Origin of the sequence: Acidovorax sp. Leaf191 (assembly GCF_001424425.1) — a bacterium.
Taxonomy (GTDB): Bacteria; Pseudomonadota; Gammaproteobacteria; order Burkholderiales; family Burkholderiaceae_C; genus Acidovorax.
The window spans coordinates 1-21,660 of record NZ_LMPT01000013.1; the positions used below are offsets into that span (position 1 = coordinate 1).

Below are 21,660 nucleotides of genomic sequence, written 5' to 3' on the forward strand. Positions count from 1 at the left end.
TCTTACTGGGTCATTGGAGACCTGTCGAAAAGACGTTGTAGTTCAGTGCTTCATTGGGATTTTCGAGGCGCATACGCATTCAAAAATCTTGATGGCGAGTGAGGTACGCCGGGCTGGCTACACCTGCTGCTGAAGCTGCGCAGACGTCGACGGCGCTGTCGACGGCGCTGTCAGTTATGCAATGGGCCGCTGGTGGCCTGAAAGAACCCGACGCGGCGCAGTGCGCTGGCGAGCGCCCAGCAGCGCCGGACGCCGCCAGGGCGCCATCACACGCAGCGCGCGCCGTCCACCTCGATGCACACGCCGCTGATGAACGCGCCTTCGTCGCTGGCCAGGTACAGCGCGGCGTTGGCCACGTCCAGCGCGGTGGAGAAGCGGCCCAGCGGGATGGTGGCCAGAAACTTGGCGCGGCGGGCCTCGTCCACCGGGCCGCCCGCGAATTCGGCGGCCAGGCCGGTGTCGGGGTTGAACACGGGGTTGATGCAGTTCACGCGGATGTTGTCGGGGCCCAGTTCGGCGGCCATGGACTTGCTGGTGATGATGACGGCGCCCTTGGAGCCGTTGTACCAGGTCAGTCCCGGGCGAGGGCGCAGGCCGGCGGTGGAGGCGATGTTGATGATGCTGCCGCCGCCCGCCTTGCGCAGTTCGGGCACGGTGTGGATGGCCGACAAGTAGATGCTCTTCATGTTGATGGCATAGACCTTGTCGAAGTCTTCTTCGCTCACTTCCAGCATGGGGCGGTTGCGGTGCGTCCAGCCGGCGTTGTTCACCACCACGTCCAGGCGGCCGTACAGGCGCACCGTTTCGGCCACCAGGGCTTTCACTTCGGCGGAGCTGGTGACGTCGGCCTTCACGAACGCCGCGGTGCCGCCTGCGGCGGTGATCTCGGCCACCACGCGCTGGCCGCCGGCTTCGTTGATGTCGTTCACGATGACCTTGCCGCCTTCAGCGGCCAGGCGCTTGGCGATGCCTTCGCCGATGCCGTTGCCGGCGCCGGTGACGATGATGGATTTGTTCAACACGCGCATGGAAAGGCTCCTCGATTCAGTCAATCAGATACAACAATAAAAACGTGAACAATCAAATTCGATAGCAGCTGACGCCTGTGTAGACAGCGGTAGCGGCATTTTTGAATGCGATAGCAGGGGGTCACGCGGGTGGCGCCGTCGCAGTGGCCGTCTCGGGAGGGCGGTCGGCGTCGGGTGCGGCCTGTAGCGCAGCCTGCACCGCGCCTGCGACCTGGGGCGCGCGCCGGTAGAACTGCGGAAAGTACTCCTTCACGCCGTCGCCGTTGAAGTCCCAGCCCGTGCACTGCCCCAGGTGGCGGGGCGGCTCGTCGGGGTGGGCCGATGCAAACACGGCGGGCACCGACTGGAACGCCGCGGTCGCCAGGTTGAACAGCAACTCGCGCAGGTGCGTGCAGCTTTCCACGCCGCCCAGGTGCTTCTGGATGGCCTGGCGCCAGCCGCGCGCCATGCTGCAGCCGACCATGCGCTGCAGCGCGGGCTGGGCGGCGGTGCAGTCCTTGAGCGGGTGCGCGTCCATGGCGACGTCGATGGCCTGCACCACGAGCTGGCGGTTCACCGTCACGCGCAGCCACATGTGGTGGATCGGCTCGCCGGCCCGGCGCGTGCCCGTGGGGTCGCGGAAAGAGGGTGCGTCGTAGGCCTTGCTGTCGTGCAGCTCGCCTTCGATGTCCCACAGGCCGTCTTCACGCTCGAAGCCCTGGTAGTTCACCCGGCGGACGTGCTTCAAGGTGCGGGGTGCGGGGGGGCTCAGCGGCATGTGGTTTGGGGCGTCGACAACAAGAAGAAGCACAGGTTAGGGCCGGCGGGCCGTGGCGTCGCGCGCGAACGCGACAGGCCGAGGGCGCAAGCGGCCGGCCGCGCAGCGATCAGCCGTACTTGATGGCCACTGTTTTGAGCGTAGTGAAGCCGTAGAGCGCCTCGAAGCCCTTTTCGCGGCCGTAGCCGCTCGACTTGACGCCGCCGAACGGCAGCTCCACACCGCCTGCGGCGCCGTAGTTGTTGATGAACACCTGGCCGCTGTGCACGCGCTTGGCCATGCGGAACTGGCGGGCGCCGTCGCGGGTCCAGATGCCGGCCACCAGGCCGAATTCCGTCGCGTTGGCCAGCTCTACCGCGTGGTCTTCGTCCTGGAAGGCCATGGCCGACAGCACGGGGCCAAAGACTTCTTCCTGTGCCAGGCGGTGGTTCACCGGCACATCGCGCAGCAGCACGGGGGCCTGGTAGTAGCCGGTGTCGGGGGCGTCGGGCACCACGATGCCCTGGCCCACCATGGGGATGCCGGCCACCTGGGCGTCCGACAGGAAGTCCCACACGCGCTGCTGCTGCGTCTGGCGGATCAGCGGGCCCAGGTCCAGGTCCATGGCGGCGGGGCCCACGCGCAGCTTGTCAAACGCCTTGCCCAGGCGCTCGAGCAGGGGCTCGTAGATCAGCGAGTCGATCAGCACGCGCGAGCCGGCCGAGCAGGTCTGGCCGGAGTTCTGCACGATGGCGTTGATGACCACGGGAATGGCGGCGTCGAGGTCGGCGTCCGCAAAGATGATCTGCGGGCTCTTGCCGCCCAGCTCCAGCGTCACGGGGCAGTGGCGCTCTGCGGCCACCTGCTGGATCAGCGTGCCGATCTTGGGGCTGCCGGTGAAGCTGATGTGGTCGATGCCGGGGTGGCGCGCCAGTGCGTCGCCCACCTCGTGGCCGTAGCCGGTGACGATGTTCAACGCGCCCGACGGAAAGCCCACCTCGGCCGCCAGTTGCGCCACGCGGATCAGCGACAGGCAGGCGTCTTCGGCCGGCTTGACCACGCACACGTTGCCCGCCGCCAGGGCACCGCCTACGCTGCGGCCGAAGATCTGCATGGGGTAGTTCCAGGGGATGACGTGGCCCGTCACGCCGTGGGGCTCGCGCCAGGTGAGCACGCTGTAGCCGTCGGGGTAGGGGATGGTCTCGCCGTGGAACTTGTCGCACGCGCCGGCATAGAACTCGAAGTAGCGCGCCAGCGCGATCGCATCGGCCCGCGCCTGCTTGGTGGGCTTGCCGCAGTCTCGCTGCTCGAGCGCGGTGAGCTCGTCGGCATGCTCCAGGATCTTGGCCGAGAGCTTTTGCAGCAGCCGGCCCCGCTCCACGGGGGCCACCTTGTGCCACACCGCGTTGTAGCACTGGCGCGCCGCATGCACCGCCGCGTCGATGTCTTCGGCGTTGCTGCGCTGGATCTCGTCGAAGGGCTGGCCGTCGGACGGATCGATCACGGGAATGGTGCGGCCCGAGGCGGACGCCACGGAGGCGTTGGCAATGTAGTTCAGTTGCATGGCCGCCATTTTGCCCGGAAATGGAATGTGTGCTTAGTATTTGTGTGCAAAGCGCTGCTGCCGCCCTGCCAGCAGGCGCAGCGCGCTATGGATATGAGAGCGAATTCAGTGGCAGGAAGCGCGCAATGCGGCCAGGTCCAGGATCTCGACCTCGCCGCGCTGCACGCGCACCAGGTGGCGCTGCTCCAGGTCCTTGAGGATCTGGTTGGTGGTCTGGCGCGAGATGGCCAGCATCAGCGACAGCTGCTCCTGCGAGATGGACAGCACGCGGCGCGACTGGCCCTCGGCCGTCCACTGGCCGTAGCCCTCGGCCATCATCACCAGGCGCCGCGCCAGGCGCTGCGGCGCGGGCAGCAGGGCCAGCTCTTCGATGGCGACGAAGGCGGTGCGCAGCTTGTCGGTCAGCAGCAGCGCCAGCGCATGCCAGTGCACCGGGTGGGCCTGCAGCCAGGCCTGCAGCCGCTCGTGGGGCACCTGCAGCAGCGTGCTGGCCTCGGTGGCATGCGCATCGTGCGTGCGGGCCGAGCCGTCGAACACCGAGATCTCGCCAAACCAGTGCGGCGGCTCCAGCCGCGTGAGCAGCGCCGAGCGCGCCTCGTTGGCGCGCCCGCCCGTGCCCGAGATGCTGATGGCGCCACGCACCACCGCATACAGCCCGCAGGGCGCATCGCCGCGCAAGAACAGCACTTCGCCCGCGTTCAGTTGGCGCAGGTGCGCCATCTCGATCAGGGGCTGGGCAAAGTCGGGCGGCAGGTGCGCAAACCAGCGGCCGGACGCAAGGATGGGCAGGTAGGCAGCAGGGTCGGTCATGCGGTCTGGATGGAGTCTGAATGCGGCGCGGTGTGGGGTGAGGGAGGGTGACGGAGGGCGGGGGGAAGCCGGTGCCAGTGTGCCTTTTTTGTCGTGTGCACGACAGACGCTGGCGGGGCCGCGGCGCGAGTATCGATGCTGCTCAAAACAATAGCCGGAGACACCCATGAAAACCCTGATCGACCACCTGGCCCAGTACGCCGACTACCACCGCGACCCGCGCAACATCCACACCCATTTTGTGGGCGTGCCGATGATCATGTTCGCGGTGGTGGTGTTGCTGTCGCGCCCCGCGTGGATGGTGGGCGATCTGCCGCTGACGCCGGCGCTGCTGTGCGCGCTGGCCGCCAGCATCTTCTACATGCGGCTGGACACGCGTTTCGGCCTGACCATGGCCGCGATTTTGGCGGCCATGCTGGCCGTGGCGCAATGGCTGGCCGTGCAGAGCCTGGCCGTGTGGCTGGGTGCGGGTATCGGCCTCTTCGCGGTGGGCTGGGTGATCCAGTTCGTGGGCCACTACTACGAAGGCCGCAAGCCGGCGTTCGTGGACGACCTCATGGGGTTGCTGGTGGGGCCGCTGTTCGTGGTGGCCGAGTGGGCCTTTGCGCTGGGCCTGCGCAAGGACGTGCAGGCCGCCATCGAAGCGCGCAGCGGCCCGGTGCGCCTGCGCACGGGGCAGGCCGCGGCATAACGCGCGCCGCAGTCTCGCTGCACGCGCTTGCTCGTTTCTTTTCTCCTCTTCTCCTCTTCTCCTCTTTTCCCCTTCTCCTTTTCTTTGTCTTTGTTGGCGGGATCGCGGCATGCGGCCCGCAGCGCCTGGGGGCGTTGTGGGCGCTGCCGTGGTTGCCCGCCTTGAACGGAGCGCGGCCCCCGCTGGCCGCGTGCGCCCATGAGTTTCGTTGCCATCCTGCCCACGCTGCTGTTCATCGCGCTGGGCCTTGTCATGTTCGGCCTGGGGTTGTCGCTCACGGTGGGCGACTTCACGCGGCTGGCGCAGCACCCGCGCGCCGTGGTGCTGGCCCTGGTGCTGCAGGTGCTGGTGCTGCCCGCGGCGTGTTATGCGCTCATCGTGCTGCTGGGCGTGGCGCCGCTCTACGCCGTGGGGCTGATGCTGCTGGCCGCGTCGCCCGGCGGCGTGTCGGCCAATCTGTTCAGCCATTTGTTCGGCGGCAATGTGGCGATGAACATCTCGCTCACGGCCATCAATACCGTGCTGTCCATCGTGAGCCTGCCGCTCATCACCAACTGGGCCATCGGCACCTTTGCGCACACGGGGCAGGTGGTGCCGCTGCAGTTCGGCAAGGTGGTGGAGGTGATCGTCATCGTGCTGGTGCCGGTGGTGCTGGGGATGTGGGTGCACCGGCGCGCACCGGCTTTCAGCGCGCGCATGGAAAAGCCGATGAAGATCTTCAGCGCCGTGGTGCTGGCCGCGTTCGCGCTGATCGCCATCGCCAAGGAATGGACGGCGCTGGTGGAGTCCTTCGCGGGGATCGGCCCGGCGGTGCTGTTGTTCAACGCCATCAGCCTTGCGTCGGGCTACTACCTGGCGCGTGCGGCGGGGCTTGCCAAGTCGATGGCCACGGCCATCAGCTTCGAGATCGGCATCCACAACTCCACGCTCGCGATCTTCATCGCGCTGTCGGTGCTGGAGAACTTTCAGCTCGCGCTGCCGGCGGCCATTTACTCGGTCAGCATGTATGTGATGGCGACGCTCTTCGGCATGGTGGTGCTGCGGCGGCGCGGCGCGACCCCTGCAACGTGATCTGCGTGCGGCGGGGGAGCGATGAGGTTGTGAGCCGCGGCCGCCGTTCGGGCTGAGCCTGTCGAAGCCTTGCGCAGCGCTTCGACAGGCTCAGCGTGAACGGCGATGGGCGGTTCGGTGCAGGCTGCCGGCATCACGGCATCACGGCAGGCGTTCGCCTGCCACGGGCCGCGCCCGGTACAGCACCCCGGCCGTGCACACCGCACACAGCGCCACCAGCGCACACAGGTAGGGCAGGGCTGCTGACAGCGGCGCGCCCAGCTGGTTGAGCCGCAGCGACGCCTGCACGCCCGAGGTGCTGGGCAGCAGCCAGCGCAGCCACTGCAGCGGCCCGGGCAGCGCCTCCACAGGCCAGGAGAAGCCAGCGACAAAGGCGATGGGCAGGGTGGTGAACAGCAGCACCTGCAGCGCGCGTTCGCGGTTGCCGAACCACAGCCCCAGCAGCGCGCCCAGCGCCGCGATGGCGGGCACGTAGCAGGCCAGCAGGGCCAGCGCGCCCAGCGGGTTGCCGCCGCGCGGGTAGTCGTGCAGCACGAAGATCCAGCCAAAGTAGAACAGCCCGCTGGCCCAGCCCAGCGTGCACAGCGCCAGCAGGCGCCCCAGCCAGGTGGTGGCATCGGCGCGGTGCTGCCCGGCCTCCACCCAGGTGCCGGCCAGCAGGGCCGCGCCCATGAGCAGCGTCTGCTGCAGGATGAGCAGCGCCACGGCGGGCACCACGAAGCTGCCGTAGCCCTCGGTGGGGTTGAACAGCGCCACCAGCTGCAACTGCACCGGCGCGCGGCTGGCGCGGGCCTGTTGCGCGCTCTGGCCGCCGGCCTGCAGCTTGCGGATCTCGACCCCGGCGGAGACGGTGCCCACGGCCTCGGCAAAGCCGTACTGCACGGCCTTGTTGAGCAGCGCATATGCGCCGTTGGCCTCGATGCTGACCACGGCGCTCTCGCCGCGCACCACGCTGCGCTTGAGGTCTGCGGGGATGACGGCATAGCCTTCGATTTCGCCGCGCCACAGGGCCCCCTGCGCCTCACGCTCGCTGCCGGTGACCAGGCGCACCTCGATGCGCGGGTCGGCATCGGCAAAGCGCGTGATCTGGCGCGACAGGCTGCTGCGGTCCATGTCCACCACGGCAACGGGCACGCGGGTGAGCACCTCGTCGGCGTAGAACCAGGGGTAGAAAAAGCCGTAGAGCACGGGCGCGCCGATCAGCAGCAGCAACACGCCCTTGTCGCGGGCCACGGTGGCCAGGGCCAGCAGCCAGGCGTGCAGCAGGTTGCGGGGGGCGGTGGGTGGTGGGGGCAGGGCTGTCATGTCAGATGGAGGCGGCGGCGCTGTGCCGCCGGCGATGTGTAGGGCGCGCGGGTATTGCTCCCTCTCCCCGCGCGGGAGAGGGCCGGGGAGAGGGGGCTGCAGCCGCATACCCGTCGCTGCAAGTCATCTCACCGACCTCCCCACGTCTCGGGCCGCTGCACTACGCGATGCAGCCCCGCCGTGCCCACCAGCCACAGCACCACGGTGGCCACCAGCAGCGCCACCACGGTCGACACGCTGGTGGACAGCGGCGCGCCCATCTGTAACTGCTCGATCTGCAGGCGGATGTAGTGCGTGAAAGGCATGGCCTCGGCCCAGGCGCGGGCGCTGGCAGGCATGCCGGCCAGTGGAAACGCCACGCCGCTGAAAGCGAAGGCCGGCGCGGCAAAGAAACCCGCGCCCGACAGCGCAGTGCGCAGCGATCGTGTGACCGCCGCCAATGCCGCGCCCGCAGAGAGCGACACGGCCATCAGCAGCGCCAGCGCGCCTGCCACCCACCACAGGCTGCCCGGCGGGTGCCAGCCCCGGCCCCAGGTGATGCCCACCAGCGCGAGCAGTCCCACCAGCGTGAGCGAAGCCCAGGGCAGCGCCAGCTTGCCGATCAACGCGCCTGCGGTGCTGAAGAATGGACCCGTGCCCAGCCATTCCCCCACGCTGCGGTCGCGCAGCTCGCGGCCCACGGTCCAGGCGCCGGCCGTCATGGCCAGGATGTGCAGCAGCGCAGGGATGAGCGCCGCGCCCAGAAACTGCTCGTAGTTGCTGGACACATTGAACAGCGCCACCATCTGCGTGTGGATGGGCTCCATGCTCACGCGCACGGCCCGGGCCGGTTCGCCGCGCTTGTTGCGCGCGGCCATCTCGATGCCGGCCGACAGCGTGCCCACGGCAGTGCGCACGTCGCGCTGCAGCAGGCCCGAGTGCGTGCCCATCTGCGCGTTGTGCAGCAGCGTGACCTGCGCAGCGCGGACTTCCTTCACGGTGCGTGCAAAGTCGCGGGGAATGATCACCACGGCATACACGCCGATGCTGCGCAGCCCGCGCTCGGCCTCGGCCCCGTTGGTGTAGTGCTGGGTGATCTGCACGCCCGGCGTGGCGTCCAGCATGCGCACCAGTTGGCGCGACAGGCTGGAGTGGTCCTCGTCGACCACGCCCACGGCCAGGTGGCGCGGCAGCCCGGCCGAGAAGATCCACCACAGCAGCGCCACGCCCAGCAGCGGCACCCAGGTGACCATGGCCAGGTCCCACGGGTCGGCCCAGAGGCGGCGGGCTTCGCGGCAAAAGCTGTTTACTATCGAATTCATAGCTGCTCGAGCTTGCTAGACAAGCGGTAGAGGCATTTTTCTCTTGAATTCCCACTGCTGGGCAAGGCCCGAGCCCGAGCCCGAGCCCGAGTCCCCATCGTAGTCCGACGAGCCGATGCGCAAGGCCGCACCCCGCCCCCGTCCGTTCGGGCTGAGCCCGCCGAAGCCAGGGCTCCAGTGCCGCGCAGTCTTGCGGCCCTCACGTGCCGAATGGCGCAGCGCAGCCGCAGGGGGCTGAGGAAGCGCATCGAAGCCACCACGCCCGTCACTGCACCAGCACCGTCATGCCCGGCCGCGCGCCTTCGATGGGGGCTGCGGGCCGCGCCCGCACTTCGAACGTGCGCACGTCGAACCCCTGGCCCGCACGCGTGGCGCGCCAGGTGGCGAAGTCGGGCAGGGCGGCGGTGTGGTAGACCTTGAACTTCACGGTCCTGCTGCCGTCCTTGCCGTCCTTGCCATTCAGGGCCGGCAGCGTGGCGTCGAATTCCTGGCCGATGGCAAAGCGCTGCAGGCGGTCCTCGCGCACGTTCAGCACCACCCACTGGTCCTTCAGGTCCACCACCGTGACCACGGCCACGCCTTGGGGCGACAGCTCGCCGGTGCGGGCCAGCACCTTGGCCACTTCGCCGGCCACGGGGCTCTTGAGTTCAGTCTCGGCCTGCGCGGCCTGCACCTCGGCCACTACGCCGGCCACCTGGCGCGCCTGGGCGCTGGCGGCCGAGCGGTCTTCGGGGCGGGCGCCGGCGCGGGCCAGGTCGTACTGCGCCTTGGCGGCCAGCGCCTGGTCGCGCGATGCCTTGAAGTTGGCCTCGGCCTCGTCGCGCTTTTGCGCGGCCACCAGGCCCTCTCGGGCCAGGCCGTCCACGCGTTTGAAGGACGACTCGGCCAGGTCCGCGGCGGCCACGGCGCGCTGCCAGTTCAGGCGGGCCATCTCCACCTCCTGCGGGCGGGCGCCGTGCTGGGCCTTGTCGGCCACGGCCTGGGCGGCTTCTTGTGCGGCGGTGGCCTGGGCCAGCTTGGCCTGCACCTCGGGGCTGTCCATGCGGATCAGCGGCGCGCCCACGGCGATCTGGTCGCCTTCCTTCACCAGGATCTGTGCAATGCGCGCGGTGACCTTGGGGGCGATGTCGGCCTCCTGCGCTTCCATCTGGCCCTGAAAGACCTCGGGCGCGGGCTGCGAGGCCTTCCACAGGCCGAAGCCCACGAAGCCCGCCACAGCCACCACGGCGACCGTGCCGATCACCGCGGCTTTCTTGCCGTTGCTTTTGTTGTGGGTGGGGCCGGACGTGGTGGCCTTGGTCGCATTGGCGGCGGCGCTGGCCGTGCTGGCGGTCGGGGGCACGCCGGCGGGCGTGCGGGCGCCGGTGTCGGTCGGCTCGGCGGGGGTGTTCGTGTGGTTGCTCATGGGGGGCTCACTCTACTTTCAGGGCGTCGGCGCGCGCCATGTATTTGCCAAAGTCTTCCGACAGGCCGCAGCTCTCCAGCAGGTCGGCCAGTGCCTTCACGTAGTCGTGGGCGGCCTGGGCGCGTTCGGTCTGGGCCTTGGCCTGGTTCACCTGCGCGTCGATCAGATCCAGCGTGGTGCTGGTTCCGGCCTTCAGGCCCGCAGCGCGCAGGCGCAGCACTTCGTCGGCCAGCTCCAGGCTGGGGGCCATGGCCATGAACTGGCGGCGCGCCTGCTCCACGCCCAGCCAGCGCTTTTCCACCAGCAGGGCGATGTCGTTCTGCGCCTGTGCGCCGGTGCGCTCGGCCTGCGCGATCTGGCGGTTGGAGGATTCGGCCAGCGCGTTGCGGTCGATGGAATCCCACAGCGTCCAGCGCACGCCCACGCCCGCCACCCAGTCGGCTTCCTTGCCGGTCTTGAGCTGGCGCTGGCCGAAGGCGAACACCTGGGGCTTGCGCAGCGCCTCCTGCGCGGCGTGCAGCTGCGTGGCCTGCTCCTTCTTGGCCGCCACCTTGGACAGGCCCGGGTGGCGCGCAAGCGCGGTGTCGATGAACTGCGGCAGCGGCGGCAGCGGCTCGCCCAGCACGAACAACGGGCTGGTGGGCGTGACGCGCTCGCTGGCCTTGAGCGTGCGGGTGAGGGCGGTGGCGGCCAGTTCGGCATCGTCGCGCGCCTTGCGGGCGTTGCGGCGGGCTTCTTCCAGGGCGGAGCGGGCCTGCAGGCGCTCGACGCGGGCGATCACCCCAGCGTCCAGCATCTTCTGGGCGGCTGCATCGTGCTGCTCGATGGTGGCTAGGGCCGCCTCGCGCAGCACGGCCGCGCGCTCGGCCAGCTGGGTGCCGAAGTAGCGCTGCACCAGCAGCGTGGTCGCCTCGTGGCCGGTCTTGGCGGCGTCGGCTTCGGCCTCGTGCGTCATCGCTTCCAGCAGGCCGCGCGCCGCGTTGCTGGCGCCGCCCATGTAGATGGGCCACACGGCCGAGACGGACGATGTTGTGTCGGTCTTGTGGCGGTTGAGCGTGTAGCTCGATGGCAGGTGCGGCAGTTGGGCCAACGGTGCGGTCAACTGCGGCGGCAACTGCGACAGCACGCCGGGCAGCACGCGGTTGAGCGGGTTCAGGTCCACGTCCAGGTTGGCGTTGTAGGCGTAGGCTGCGCCGGTCAGGTTGACCACCGGGCCGCCCAGGCGCTGCATCGCGTCGCGGCGCAACTGGGCGCTTTCGACGGCATTCTTGGATGCTGCGAGCTGGTCGGAGCGCTGGCCCAGTTGCTGCAGCGCGGTGTCGAAGGCCATCGGCTCGGCCCGCGCGGGCAGCGCGGCGAGTGCCAGCGGGGCGGTGGCGATCAGGCACAGCAAAGCTTCGCCTGCCCGGCGCGTGCGCCGGTGCGGTCGGGTGATGGTCATGGTGTCAGCTCTTGGGGGTCAGGCCCGGCGTGGAGGGCGCAGGGCCGGTGGTGCATTGCCAGGCAGGTGGGTGGAGTTGTAGCAGCACAGGGCTTGCGGGTCAAAGGGGCGGTGCGCAATGTGTTGCGGCAGGGGCCGTCAGCGGGCACCCACGGGCGTGAAGGCATCGCTGTGCTCGGCCAGCCAGCGCAACGAAAGGTCGCTGCCGTGCTGGCTGGGGTGGAAGTCGCGCCGCAGGTAGGCGCGCCAGGGCTTCCAGGTCTCGCGCACCAGGCCGCCGCGGCCCAGCAGGGTGCGTGCCGCGCTGGCCCAGGTGCTCCACTTCCACAGCGTGCCGTCCTGGCGCAGGTTGGCCACGGTCTGGCGCAGCGCATCGGCCAGGAACACCACGGTGATGCGGCGAAACCAGGTGATGCGCCAGTCGTGGTTGCCGCCCAGCGCCTGGTACAGGTCGAACGCCGTGTTGCGGTGCTCGGACTCTTCGGCGCAGTGCCACTGCCACATGGTGGCCAGGCGGGGCTCTGCGCCCTCCAGCGTCTCGGGGTGGGCCAGCAGCCATTCGGCCAGCAGCGCGGTGAAGTGCTCGTTGGCGGCGGTGACGGCCAGCGGGTGGCGCGGGTCGGCGCCTTCAAAGAGTTTCATGCGCTCTTGCGCGCGCGGGGCCCATGCGTTGACGAAGCCCTGCTTTTCAAGGTGGCCGTTGAACAGCGCATGGATGCGGCGGTGCGTGGCCTCCTGGCCGATGAAGCCGCGCACCTCGTCGGCAAAGCGGGCCTGCAGGTCCGGCGGCAGCGCCTTGTGGCCGCCCTTCACCGAGTCGATGAAGAACTGCTCGCCCACCGGAAAGCTCATCGACAGCGCATTGAAGAAGGCCGAGCGGAACGCGTCGCCGCCGCACCAGTGGCGCGCAAACGGCGTTTCAAGATCGATCAGCAGGCGGCGGACAACAAGCTCGGTCATGGACAATACTCCCTGGATATCCCGGCGAGGCGGTGTGGTACTGATGTGTACCAGCGATTCGCATCATGCCTTCCGGGTGTGGTACTGTCAAGTACCGGTCCATGCCGCCCCCCATTTCCGCTTTCAGGACTTCTGCCGCCGCAGCACGCATGACGCCCCTTGACGCCCCGGCCTCCGCCCCGCTCGCCACCCCCGCCCCGGAACCCCGCGCCCGCCTGCTCGAAGGCATGGCCCGCGCGGTCGCATCCAAGGGCTACGCCGACACCACCATCGCCGACATCGTGCGCGAGGCCAGCGTGTCGCGCCGCACCTTTTATGAACACTTTGCCGACAAGGCCGAGTGCCTGATCGCGCTGTACGAGCTGGCCAGCGGCAACGCGATCGGCGTGCTGCGTGCCGCCATCGACCCGCACAGTGACTGGCAGGCGCAGGTGGAGCAGGCGATGGGCGCGTACTTCGGCGTGCTGATGCGCAACCCGGTGCTGCTGCGCACGCTGTTCATCGAGATCCTGGGCCTGGGCGCACCGGGCCTGGCCGCGCGGCGGCGCGCCAACCAGCAACTGGCCGACCTGATGCTGGACGTGGTGAACAACCGCACCGGCGAGCGCCTGCGCAAGACGCCGCTGCAGCCCACCATGGCGATGGCGGTGGTGGGCGGCATCAACGAAATGGTGCTGCAGTCCATCGAGCAAGGGCGCGCCGGCGAACTGCAGGAGCTGGTGGCCCCCGCGGCCGCGCTGCTGCGGGCGGCGGTGTTTGTGGAGTTCTAAGCCGCTCTGCGAGGCACGGGATCGTTGGCCTGCTGGTGAAGGGCCGCTGCCATTACGGAGCGTCTCCCCGCTGCGCCTTCAGACCTCGTTGGCGATCTCGATCAGATTCTCGTCCGGGTCGTAGATGTAGACCGAGCGCAGCCGTTGGCGCGCCCCCGTGGCTCCCACCGGCCCCTGCACCACCGCGATGCCCTGCGCCTGCAGGTGTGCCAGTACATCCTCGATGGGCGTGAGGGTGATGAAGCAAAGGTCGCCTGAGCCTGCGGTGGCGTGGCGCACATTGGGGTCCACCACCGTGCCCACTTCGTGCAGATTGATCTTCTGGTCGCCGAAGTGCAGCGCGTGGCGCCCGGGCTTGAACTCGCGCGCGGCCATGCCCAGGACGCGTTCGTAGAACGCAATGGTCGCCGGGATGCTGGCGACGGTCAGGACCAGATGGTCCAGGGATTGCACGGTGATGGGCATGGGGCTCCTGGAAGCGGTGGTTCAATGGTGCCAGGCCTGCGAAAGGCCCGCGTGCGGATGCGGGCCGAGGCCCGGAGACAGTGCCTGGATGCCGCTGGTGCAAAGCCGGGGCAGCCTGAGGTGGCCAGCCGTCATCAACCCCCCACGCACGGCGCGGTCACAGCCTGCTCTCCACGCTGTTGCGCATGGCCGCCTGCGCCACGGCATCGAGCGCGCCGTCCACCACCGTCTGCTGCGCCAGCACGTGCATGGCGCCTTGCTGGATGAGCCGGTCCACCAGCCGCAAGGTCATGGACTGGGTGCGGCCGGACGCGCTGGTGAAGAGGAAGAAGGTGCCGTTGGAGCCGATCCACGACAGCTGCGTGCGCTCCCAGCGGCCGGCCACCAGCAGGTTCACCCAGCTGCCGACGGCCAGCGCCGGCGTGCCGGGCTCGCCTTCTGCAGGGCCTGCCAACGCAGGCAACGGGCTCTCGGACTCGGGTGCCTGCGAGGCCTCCATGAAGCCCGATTCCTTGGCCTCGGAGGGCGCCACCCAGGGCTCGTCGTCTTCGTCCGGGGCGGGTGGTTGCGGCGGCGGCGCAGGCGCGGCCGACACTGCGGCCGGCGTGCCGGCTGGCGCCGCCGTGCGGGGCGTGGCGGGCCGTGGGCCCGGCTTGAAAGCCTGCTGGTGCAGCTGCATCAGCAGCTCGAAGACGGCCTCGGTGCGGTCCGGCGGGTAGTCGATGGAGGCCAGGCCTTCGCGCAGCTTGGGCAGCAGCTTGGGCAGCAGGCGCGCCAGGCGGCCGGTGTTCATGCGCGTCAGCTCGGGCTGGGCGCTCCAGATGAGGGCCTCCACCAGTTCCTGGTAGCGGCCCGGGTCGGTGCTGCCGCTCGTGTCGGTCAGGCGCGCCTGGGCCACGACCTTGGCCCACGGGCCCAGCAGAAAGCGCAGGATGGGGTCGGGCACCTTGTCGATGTCGGGCAGCAGCCAGATGTCGCGCGACACCTTGGCGGCCAGCAGGTGGCGCTGCTCGGCGTGCTGCAGGGCCTCGATGGCGCGCTGGCGTTCCTGCTTGCGCGCCTTTTCGCTCTCGGCCCATTTGGCGTGCAACTGCTGCAGCACCTGCTCGAAGTCGTCGGGCCCTTCGATGGTGGCGGTGGACAGCGGGCCTGCGATGTTCATGAGCGACCGCATGAAGCTCTGAAAGCCCGCCGCCTCGACGCTGTCAAACGCCTGGCTGCGGTCGGTGATGTCCTGCAGCAGGCGGCGCGCGGGGTGCTCCTTGTGGCTGAAAAAGCGCGGGTCGGCGAGCGCCAGTTGCAGCAGGGCCGGCTCCATCGCCCGCACGAACTGCTGCACGGGCCACAGCAGCCGGGCGTCGCGGGCGATGTTGTCCACCATCAGCGCCACCACCTCCATGCTCAGCGTCTGGCCCAGGCCGCTGGCATGCTGGCGCGCGGCCGCGGCAGGGGGGCTGTCCACGCCGCTGGCAGCGGGCGCGCGCGGGGTGCCCAGGCGCTCCATCATCTGGCCGACCTGGTTCATCTCCTGCAGCGCCTCGAAGGCGGCAGGCACGGTCATGGCGAAATCCGTGGCGGGCGGGTCCACGCGGGGCAGCGGGTCCAGCCCGTCGAACTCCCGCGCAAAGCGCTCGGCGAAGTCTTCCTGCACCTCGCCAAGGGCGCTGGACCCCGGCGCGGGCGCCGGTGCCACGGGCTCGTTCAGTTCGCCCAGCAGCAGGCGGCGCAGCCGGTCGAGCGTGAGCAGGGAGTCGGCGGGCACCGACGCCGCGGTGGCGAATTCGTTGTCGGCGGCAAAGCCCTGCGCGGCACCGGCCCCGGCGGGCGCGGCATACACCACCTGGCCGTCGGCCTGCCGCCTGGCATAGCCCACGGGCTGCACGCCGCTGTGCCTGAGCTTGTCGGTCTGCGCCAGGTACAGCGCGCGCAGCTCACTGCCCAGCGCCTGGGCCATCGGGCCGATCCAGTCGTGGCGCACCTGGTCGGAGACCTGCATCTGCGACACCACGGCTTGCAGTGCCTGCAGGAAGACGTCGGGGCGCAAGGGGTTCTGGTCGGGCTGCACGCTGGGCAGCCCCTGGGCTGCGCACACCAGCGCGTCCAGGTCGGCCAGGGGCCCGTCCACCGCGGAGATCAGGATCTGCCGCGCGCGGGCGCGCTCCACGCTGTCGCTGATCTGCGACTCGTCCATGAGTTCGAGTTCATCGAAATGCACGGTGAACAGCGAGCGCGTGGCTTTCTCGGGCCCGCGTGTGGCCGACTGCTCCAGCGCCTTGCGCAGCGCCTCGGGGTAGCGGTCGCTCATCACGTTGGCCAGCCGCGTGATCTGTTGCCGCGCCTCGTGCATGGCCTGGTGCTCGCCCGCTGTGCGCACCGCGTCCTGGCGCGCCTGCAGCGACATGCGCGTGGCCTCGGCGATGCGCTCCATCATGGGTTGCGCGCCAGCCACCACGCCCTGGACCAGGCGCTGGTACGCCTCGCCGTGGCCGTCGGCAGGGGCAGGGGCGGAAGCTGTGGTGTGGTTCAAGGCCATCTTCGGGAGGTAAGTATTGGTTACCGGTGGCCGTCATGGTACGCGGCAAAAAGGGGGCGCGGCGCCCCCTTGTTGCATTTTCCCGGCGGGCCTGTCCCGGGCCCGCCCACGGTGCGCTCACCCCCCGTGAAACTTCACCACCAGCGGCACGATCAGCAGCGCCACGATGTTGATGATCTTGATCAGCGGGTTGATGGCCGGGCCGGCCGTGTCCTTGTAGGGGTCGCCCACGGTGTCGCCGGTCACGGCCGCCTTGTGGGCCTCGCTGCCCTTGCCGCCGTGGTGGCCGTCCTCGATGTACTTCTTGGCGTTGTCCCAGGCGCCGCCGCCGGTGCACATGCTGATGGCGACGAACAGGCCGGTGACGATGGTGCCCATCAGCAGGCCGCCCAGTGCCTTGGGCCCCAGGGCCAGGCCCACCACGATGGGCACCACCACGGGCAGCAGGCTGGGGATCACCATCTCCTTGATGGCGGCGGTGGTCAGCATGTCCACGGCCTTGCCGTATTCTGGCTTGGCCGTGCCTTCCATGATGCCGGGGATGTCGCGGAACTGGCGGCGCACCTCCACCACCACGGCGCCTGCGGCGCGGCCCACGGCCTCCATGGCCATCGCGCCGAAGAGGTAGGGGATCAGCCCGCCGATGAACAGGCCCACGATGACCAGCGGGTCGGACAGGTCGAACGTGATGGCGCGGCCGTAGCTCTCGAGCTTGTGCGTGTAGTCGGCAAACAGCACCAGCGCGGCCAGGCCGGCCGAGCCGATGGCGTAGCCCTTGGTCACCGCCTTGGTGGTGTTGCCGACGGCGTCGAGCGGGTCGGTGATGTCGCGCACGCTGCTGGGCAGCTCGGCCATCTCGGCAATGCCGCCGGCGTTGTCGGTGATGGGGCCGTAGGCGTCCAGCGCCACCACGATGCCCGCCATGGACAGCATGGACATGGCCGCCACCGCAATGCCGTACAGGCCCGCCAGCTGGTAGGCCGCCAGGATGGCCAGGCACACGAAGATCACGGGCCAGGCGGTGGAGCGCATCGACACGCCCAGGCCCGCGATGATGTTGGTGCCGTGCCCCGTGGTGGAGGCCTGCGCGATGTGCTGCACGGGCGAGTACTGCGTGCCGGTGTAGAACTCGGTGATCCACACCAGCGCGGCCGTCAGCACCAGGCCGGTGGCGCAGGCGCCGAACAGGCGCATCTGGCTGCCGCTGGCCATGATGGCGTTGTCCGGCATGATCCACACCGTGACGAAGTAGAAGGCGATGAGCGACAGCACGCCCGCGATCGCCAGGCCCTTGTACAGCGCGGGCATCACGTTCTTCATGCCGGGCGAGGCCTTGACGAAGAAGCAGCCGATGATCGACGCCACGATGGACACGGCGCCCAGCGCCAGCGGGTACACCACGGCGTTGACCGGGGCTGCCGCCACCAGCAGCGCGCCCAGCACCATGGTGGCGATCAGCGTCACCGCATAGGTCTCGAACAGGTCTGCCGCCATGCCGGCGCAGTCGCCCACGTTGTCGCCCACGTTGTCGGCGATCACCGCGGGGTTGCGCGGGTCGTCTTCAGGGATGCCGGCCTCCACCTTGCCCACCAGGTCGGCGCCCACGTCGGCGCCCTTGGTGAAGATGCCGCCACCGAGCCGCGCGAAGATGGAAATCAGCGACGAGCCGAACGCAAATCCGATCAGCGGGTTGAGCAGCGTGGCCAGGCTGGCGGTGGGCGTGAGGTTGCCGTTGCCCGCCAGAAACCAGTAAAAGCCCGTGACGCCCAGCAGCCCCAGGCCCACCACCAGCATGCCGGTGATCGCCCCGCCGCGAAACGCCACGTCGAGCGCCGGGCCGATGCCGTGCGTGGCGGCCTGCGCGGTGCGCACGTTGGCCTTGACCGACACGTTCATGCCGATGAATCCGCAGGCGCCCGAGAGCACCGCGCCCACCACGAAGCCGATGGCCGTGGTGCCGTCCAGGAAGATGCCGATGAGCACGGCCAGCACCACGCCGACGATGGCGATGGTCTTGTACTGGCGGGCGAGGTAGGCGGCGGCGCCCGCCTGGATGGCGGCGGCGATCTCCTGCATGCGGGCGTTGCCCGGGTCCTTGGCGAGTATCCATCCCCGCGCCCAGATGCCGTAGGCCACCGCAATCAATCCGCAAACCAGAGCCAGTATCAGGGGGGCAGTCAGCGCTGTAGTTCCAGCCATTGGTCGCTCCTTTCAATCTTTTCAGTTGCACGGAAGGAAACATCACAACGCAGGTCGGTGGTGCTTCCGCTGCGTTGCTTCCTCGTGCTACCGGGCCCGCCAGGGGGCAAGGAGTCGATTGGCCAACAGACCCAATTTACAGGCAAACGCGGGTTTGCAAGCGGGCAGAAAGGGGCGTGCGCCTAAAATCAGGGTTAATCCCGACGCTGCGCGACTTGCCGCACGCATCGCGGGTTACGTTCAGCAACCACCATTCAAAGACATGTCCCTCAACAAAGTCACCCCCGGCAAGAACATCCCTGAAGCCTTCAACGTCGTCATCGAAATCCCGATGAACGCCGACCCGATCAAGTACGAAGTGGACAAGGAATCCGGCGCGATCTTCGTGGACCGTTTCATGACCACGGCCATGCACTACCCCACCAACTACGGCTACGTGCCGCAGACGCTGTCGGGCGACGGCGACCCGGTGGACGTGCTGGTGATCACGCCGTACCCGCTGCACTCCGGCGTGGTGGTGCCCTGCCGCCCCCTGGGCATCCTGATGATGGAAGACGAGGCCGGTGTCGATGGCAAGGTCATCGCCGTGCCCACGTCCAAGATCCTGCCCATGTACGACCACTGGAAGACCATCGACGACGTGAACGCCATGCGCCGCAATGCCATCGCCCACTTCTTCGAGCACTACAAGGACCTGGAAAAGGGCAAGTGGGTCAAGGTGCTGGGCTGGGAAGGCATCGACTCCGCCAAGAAGGAAGTCACCGACGGCATCGCGGCCTACCAGAAGGCCAACAACGTCTGATGTCCGCACCCGGCTGATCGCGCAGGGTTGGAGGGTATTTGGCCTCCAGCGCTTGATAGAAAAGCGCTGGCAGCTATCAAAATTGAAGCGATCAATGAAAGCGCACAGGTCTTGGCCTGTGCGCTTTTTTCATGGCGTCGCGCAGACTGCACATCCACCCACACCCACCCACCTGTCACGCACCCGCCACACGGGCGCCCTAGGCTCGGGCGCTTTCCTGGGTCTTCTTTTCTCATTCATTCATCTACTCAACAGGCCCGGCAGGGCAGGGAGCGGCAGCAATGGCAATGGCAGTGGCACTGGTGCATTCATGGCGGCGCATGGCCGTGGGCGTGGCAACCGCGGTGGCAATGGCCGCCGCACTGGCAGGCTGTGGCGGCAGCGATGACGATGGCCGCGCGCAGCCCATTGCGTCGCTGCGGCTGCTGGGCAGCACGTCGCTGCCCACAGGCACGATGTTCGAGGGGGTCGAGTTCGGCGGCATCTCGGGCCTGGACCAGGCGGCCGACGGCAGTTACTGGGCCATCTCCGACGACCGGGGCGGCGAGCGGGGCACGCCGCGTTTTTACAACCTCGGCATCGACTACGACGCCGGCGGCAGCGTCAAGGTCAGGATCAACCGCCAGACGAACCTCCTGCGCGAGGACGGCACCCCGTTCCCGGCTACCGCCCGCACGGTGGACCCCGAAGCCATCCGCACCGCGCCGGACGGCAGCCTGTACTGGGCCTCGGAAGGCAACTGGAGCGCCACGGCCGCCAGCCGCTTTCAGCCCTTCGTGCGGCAGATGACGCGCGAAGGCCGCTTCGTGCGCGAGTTCTCGCTGCCCGCCATGTACCAATACGTGGACAACGCCACCGATGGCGCGCGCAGCAACAAGGTGTTCGAGGCCCTGGCCGTGGCGCCGGACGGCACCGTGTACGCGGCCAACGAGGACGCGCTGATTCAGGACGGCCCCATCACCAGCCTGCAGGGCGGCAGCGTGGTGCGCGTGACGGCGCTCGACCCCGCCACCGGCAAGCCCAAGGGGCAGTACGCCTACCCGTTGCCCAGGATTCCGGTGGACGCCGCGCCGGGCGCCCCGTTCGGGCCCGACAACGGCCTGTCGGACATGCTGGCCGTGGGCAACGGCCAGTTCATCGCGGTGGAGCGCGCCTTTGCCTCGGGCGTGGGCAACACCATCCGCCTGGTGTGGACCGAGATCACCAGCGCCACCACCGACGTGATCGGCACCGCGCGACTGGCGGGCGCCACCTACACCCCCATGACGCGCCGGGTGCTGCTGGAGATGCCGCTCACCTGGCAGGGCGTGAAGCTGGACAACATCGAGGCCATCACCTGGGGCCACACGCTGCCCAACGGCCACCGCACCCTGGTGCTGGCGGCGGACAACAACTTCACTGCAGACACGCAGGCCAACCAGTTCATCGTGCTGGAGGTGGTGCCGCGGTAGCGCAGCCAACTGCGCCCGCCGCCTGCTGTGAGCCAATGAGGCTGCACCGCAGGTCGCCAGGCGCTATCAAAATTGGAGCTCTCGACACTGCAAGCGATCCCTGCCGCAGGACGGTTGGTTGTGCAAACCGTGGAAACACCTGAGAGGAAATGCTGCGTCTCGCTGATAGACTGAGACAGCATTTTGTTACATATGGCGGGCGCATCGCGGCACCGCTGTCTGAAGGGTGATTCATGAAAGTTTCCGATCTGCGTATCGGTGTCAAGCTGGGATTGGGGTTTCTGGTGCTGGTGCTGCTGACGGCTTTGCTCGGCGCCATTGCGCTGGTGCAGATGTCGCGCATTCACGCCAATGCCGAAGCGATCGCCACCAACCTGCTGCCCAGCGTCACGCAGACTGGCGAGCTGCGTGTGTTGCTCAACCGCATGCGGCGGGCCGAGGCGGGCGTGGTCACTGCGCGCAACGTGGCCGAGGTCAAGGCGTTCTCCGAACAGGTGGCCGCACGCCACAAGGACCTGGCCCGTGTCGAAGCCACGTACGAAGCCTTGATCGACATCCCCAGGGAACGCGAGGTCTATGCCGACTACAAGAAGCGCAAGCTCGCGTACGTCGAGCTGCAGGCCAAGCTGATGGACATCGCCAAGAGCGTGGACTTCAGCACCACCGAGACGCTGGAGCTCACCGGCGACGCCATGGCCATGCTGTACGCCGGCGAGTCCGAGGCGGCTTTTGTCGCCACGGCGGAGACGCTGGGCGAGCTGCAGAAAATCAACACCGAGGCCGCGCAGCAGGCAGAGGTCGATGCGCTGCAGGTCTTCAACCTGGCCCGCATCTGGGTGCTGGCCACGCTGGCGGTGTGCGTGGTGCTGGCCGCGGTGCTGGGTATCGGTATCACCCGCGCGGTAACGCGCCCCGCGCACCACGCGGTGCAGGCCGCCCGCGCCATCGCTGGGGGCGACCTGACGTCCGAAGTACCGCCCGGCGGCAAGGATGAAATGGGCCAGTTGCTGTCGGCGCTGGGCGAGATGCGGCAAAGCCTGGTGAACACCGTGAGCACGGTGCGCGGCAGCGCAGAAGGCGTGGCGTCGGCCAGCTCGCAGATCGCCTCGGGCAACAACGACCTGTCGG

The 21,660-nt window shown here is 68.8% G+C and carries 18 protein-coding genes; 6 read left to right on the plus strand and 12 right to left on the minus strand.

Going from position 1 to position 21,660, the window contains the following annotated elements; translation table 11 throughout:
- Positions 1 to 266: 266 nt before the first annotated feature.
- The 4 genes from ASG27_RS11630 to ASG27_RS11645 form a co-directional block, all read right to left on the minus strand.
- The gene (locus tag ASG27_RS11630; RefSeq protein WP_056167948.1) at positions 267 to 1,028 is read right to left on the minus strand and encodes an SDR family oxidoreductase; all 762 of its coding nucleotides are present in this window, start codon (positions 1,026 to 1,028) and stop codon (positions 267 to 269) included.
- 121 nt (positions 1,029 to 1,149) lie between these two features.
- Entirely contained in the window at positions 1,150 to 1,785 is a 636-nt protein-coding gene (locus ASG27_RS11635) for a DUF2889 domain-containing protein (RefSeq protein WP_056417084.1), read from the minus strand.
- Between the two features lie 109 nt (positions 1,786 to 1,894).
- Positions 1,895 to 3,328, minus strand: a complete 1,434-nt coding sequence (locus ASG27_RS11640; RefSeq protein ID WP_056417112.1) for an aldehyde dehydrogenase family protein — start codon at positions 3,326 to 3,328, stop codon at positions 1,895 to 1,897.
- A gap of 105 nt (positions 3,329 to 3,433) precedes the next feature.
- Positions 3,434 to 4,138, minus strand: a complete 705-nt coding sequence (locus tag ASG27_RS11645) for a Crp/Fnr family transcriptional regulator (protein ID WP_056417087.1) — start codon at positions 4,136 to 4,138, stop codon at positions 3,434 to 3,436.
- 166 nt (positions 4,139 to 4,304) lie between these two features.
- On the opposite strand from ASG27_RS11645, the gene ASG27_RS11650 reads away from it, so the two are divergent.
- Together ASG27_RS11650 and ASG27_RS11655 are read left to right on the plus strand one after the other, a co-directional pair.
- Positions 4,305 to 4,829, plus strand: a complete 525-nt coding sequence (locus ASG27_RS11650) for an Mpo1 family 2-hydroxy fatty acid dioxygenase (protein WP_056167953.1) — start codon at positions 4,305 to 4,307, stop codon at positions 4,827 to 4,829.
- A 198-nt stretch (positions 4,830 to 5,027) separates the two neighbouring features.
- Positions 5,028 to 5,900, plus strand: a complete 873-nt coding sequence (locus tag ASG27_RS11655; protein WP_056417090.1) for a bile acid:sodium symporter family protein — start codon at positions 5,028 to 5,030, stop codon at positions 5,898 to 5,900.
- Positions 5,901 to 6,041: 141 nt separating this feature from the next.
- Here ASG27_RS11655 and ASG27_RS11660 read toward each other — a convergent pair whose 3' ends face one another.
- The 5 genes from ASG27_RS11660 to ASG27_RS11680 all read right to left on the minus strand — a co-directional run bounded on the left by ASG27_RS11660 (position 6,042) and on the right by ASG27_RS11680 (position 12,312).
- The gene (locus ASG27_RS11660) at positions 6,042 to 7,205 is read right to left on the minus strand and encodes an ABC transporter permease (RefSeq protein WP_056417092.1); all 1,164 of its coding nucleotides are present in this window, start codon (positions 7,203 to 7,205) and stop codon (positions 6,042 to 6,044) included.
- 128 nt (positions 7,206 to 7,333) lie between these two features.
- Positions 7,334 to 8,506, minus strand: a complete 1,173-nt coding sequence (locus ASG27_RS11665) for an ABC transporter permease (RefSeq protein ID WP_056417095.1) — start codon at positions 8,504 to 8,506, stop codon at positions 7,334 to 7,336.
- Between the two features lie 265 nt (positions 8,507 to 8,771).
- On the minus strand, positions 8,772 to 9,911 hold the full coding sequence (locus ASG27_RS11670; RefSeq protein WP_235504019.1) for an HlyD family secretion protein: 1,140 nt from the start codon (positions 9,909 to 9,911) through the stop codon (positions 8,772 to 8,774).
- Positions 9,912 to 9,918: 7 nt separating this feature from the next.
- Positions 9,919 to 11,352 (minus strand): TolC family protein, encoded by a 1,434-nt coding sequence (locus tag ASG27_RS11675; protein ID WP_056417097.1) that lies wholly within the window; start codon positions 11,350 to 11,352, stop codon positions 9,919 to 9,921.
- Positions 11,353 to 11,490: 138 nt separating this feature from the next.
- Complete coding sequence (locus tag ASG27_RS11680; protein WP_056417100.1) at positions 11,491 to 12,312, minus strand: metal-dependent hydrolase; 822 nt, start codon at positions 12,310 to 12,312, stop codon at positions 11,491 to 11,493.
- Positions 12,313 to 12,461: 149 nt separating this feature from the next.
- Between ASG27_RS11680 and ASG27_RS11685 the strand changes: the two genes are divergently transcribed.
- Complete coding sequence (locus ASG27_RS11685; protein ID WP_056167970.1) at positions 12,462 to 13,082, plus strand: TetR/AcrR family transcriptional regulator; 621 nt, start codon at positions 12,462 to 12,464, stop codon at positions 13,080 to 13,082.
- A gap of 78 nt (positions 13,083 to 13,160) precedes the next feature.
- Here the strand turns inward: ASG27_RS11685 and ASG27_RS11690 are convergent, their stop codons facing one another.
- From ASG27_RS11690 to ASG27_RS11700, 3 genes are all read right to left on the minus strand, one after another.
- Positions 13,161 to 13,547 (minus strand): VOC family protein, encoded by a 387-nt coding sequence (locus ASG27_RS11690; RefSeq protein WP_056167973.1) that lies wholly within the window; start codon positions 13,545 to 13,547, stop codon positions 13,161 to 13,163.
- Positions 13,548 to 13,704: 157 nt separating this feature from the next.
- A complete protein-coding gene (locus ASG27_RS11695) occupies positions 13,705 to 16,080 on the minus strand; it encodes a DUF1631 family protein (RefSeq protein WP_056417104.1) in 2,376 nt (791 codons plus the stop codon).
- Positions 16,081 to 16,197: 117 nt separating this feature from the next.
- Positions 16,198 to 18,279, minus strand: a complete 2,082-nt coding sequence (locus ASG27_RS11700; RefSeq protein WP_056417106.1) for a sodium-translocating pyrophosphatase — start codon at positions 18,277 to 18,279, stop codon at positions 16,198 to 16,200.
- Positions 18,280 to 18,541: 262 nt separating this feature from the next.
- Between ASG27_RS11700 and ppa the strand changes: the two genes are divergently transcribed.
- The 3 genes from ppa to ASG27_RS11715 all read left to right on the plus strand — a co-directional run.
- Positions 18,542 to 19,081: an inorganic diphosphatase gene (gene ppa / locus ASG27_RS11705; protein WP_056417109.1), complete on the plus strand. Its 540-nt coding sequence runs from the start codon at positions 18,542 to 18,544 to the stop codon at positions 19,079 to 19,081.
- 287 nt (positions 19,082 to 19,368) lie between these two features.
- The gene (locus tag ASG27_RS11710) at positions 19,369 to 20,532 is read left to right on the plus strand and encodes an esterase-like activity of phytase family protein (protein ID WP_082485949.1); all 1,164 of its coding nucleotides are present in this window, start codon (positions 19,369 to 19,371) and stop codon (positions 20,530 to 20,532) included.
- A gap of 233 nt (positions 20,533 to 20,765) precedes the next feature.
- The coding region (locus ASG27_RS11715; protein WP_156388136.1) for an MCP four helix bundle domain-containing protein at positions 20,766 to 21,660 on the plus strand (895 nt) is incomplete at its 3' end.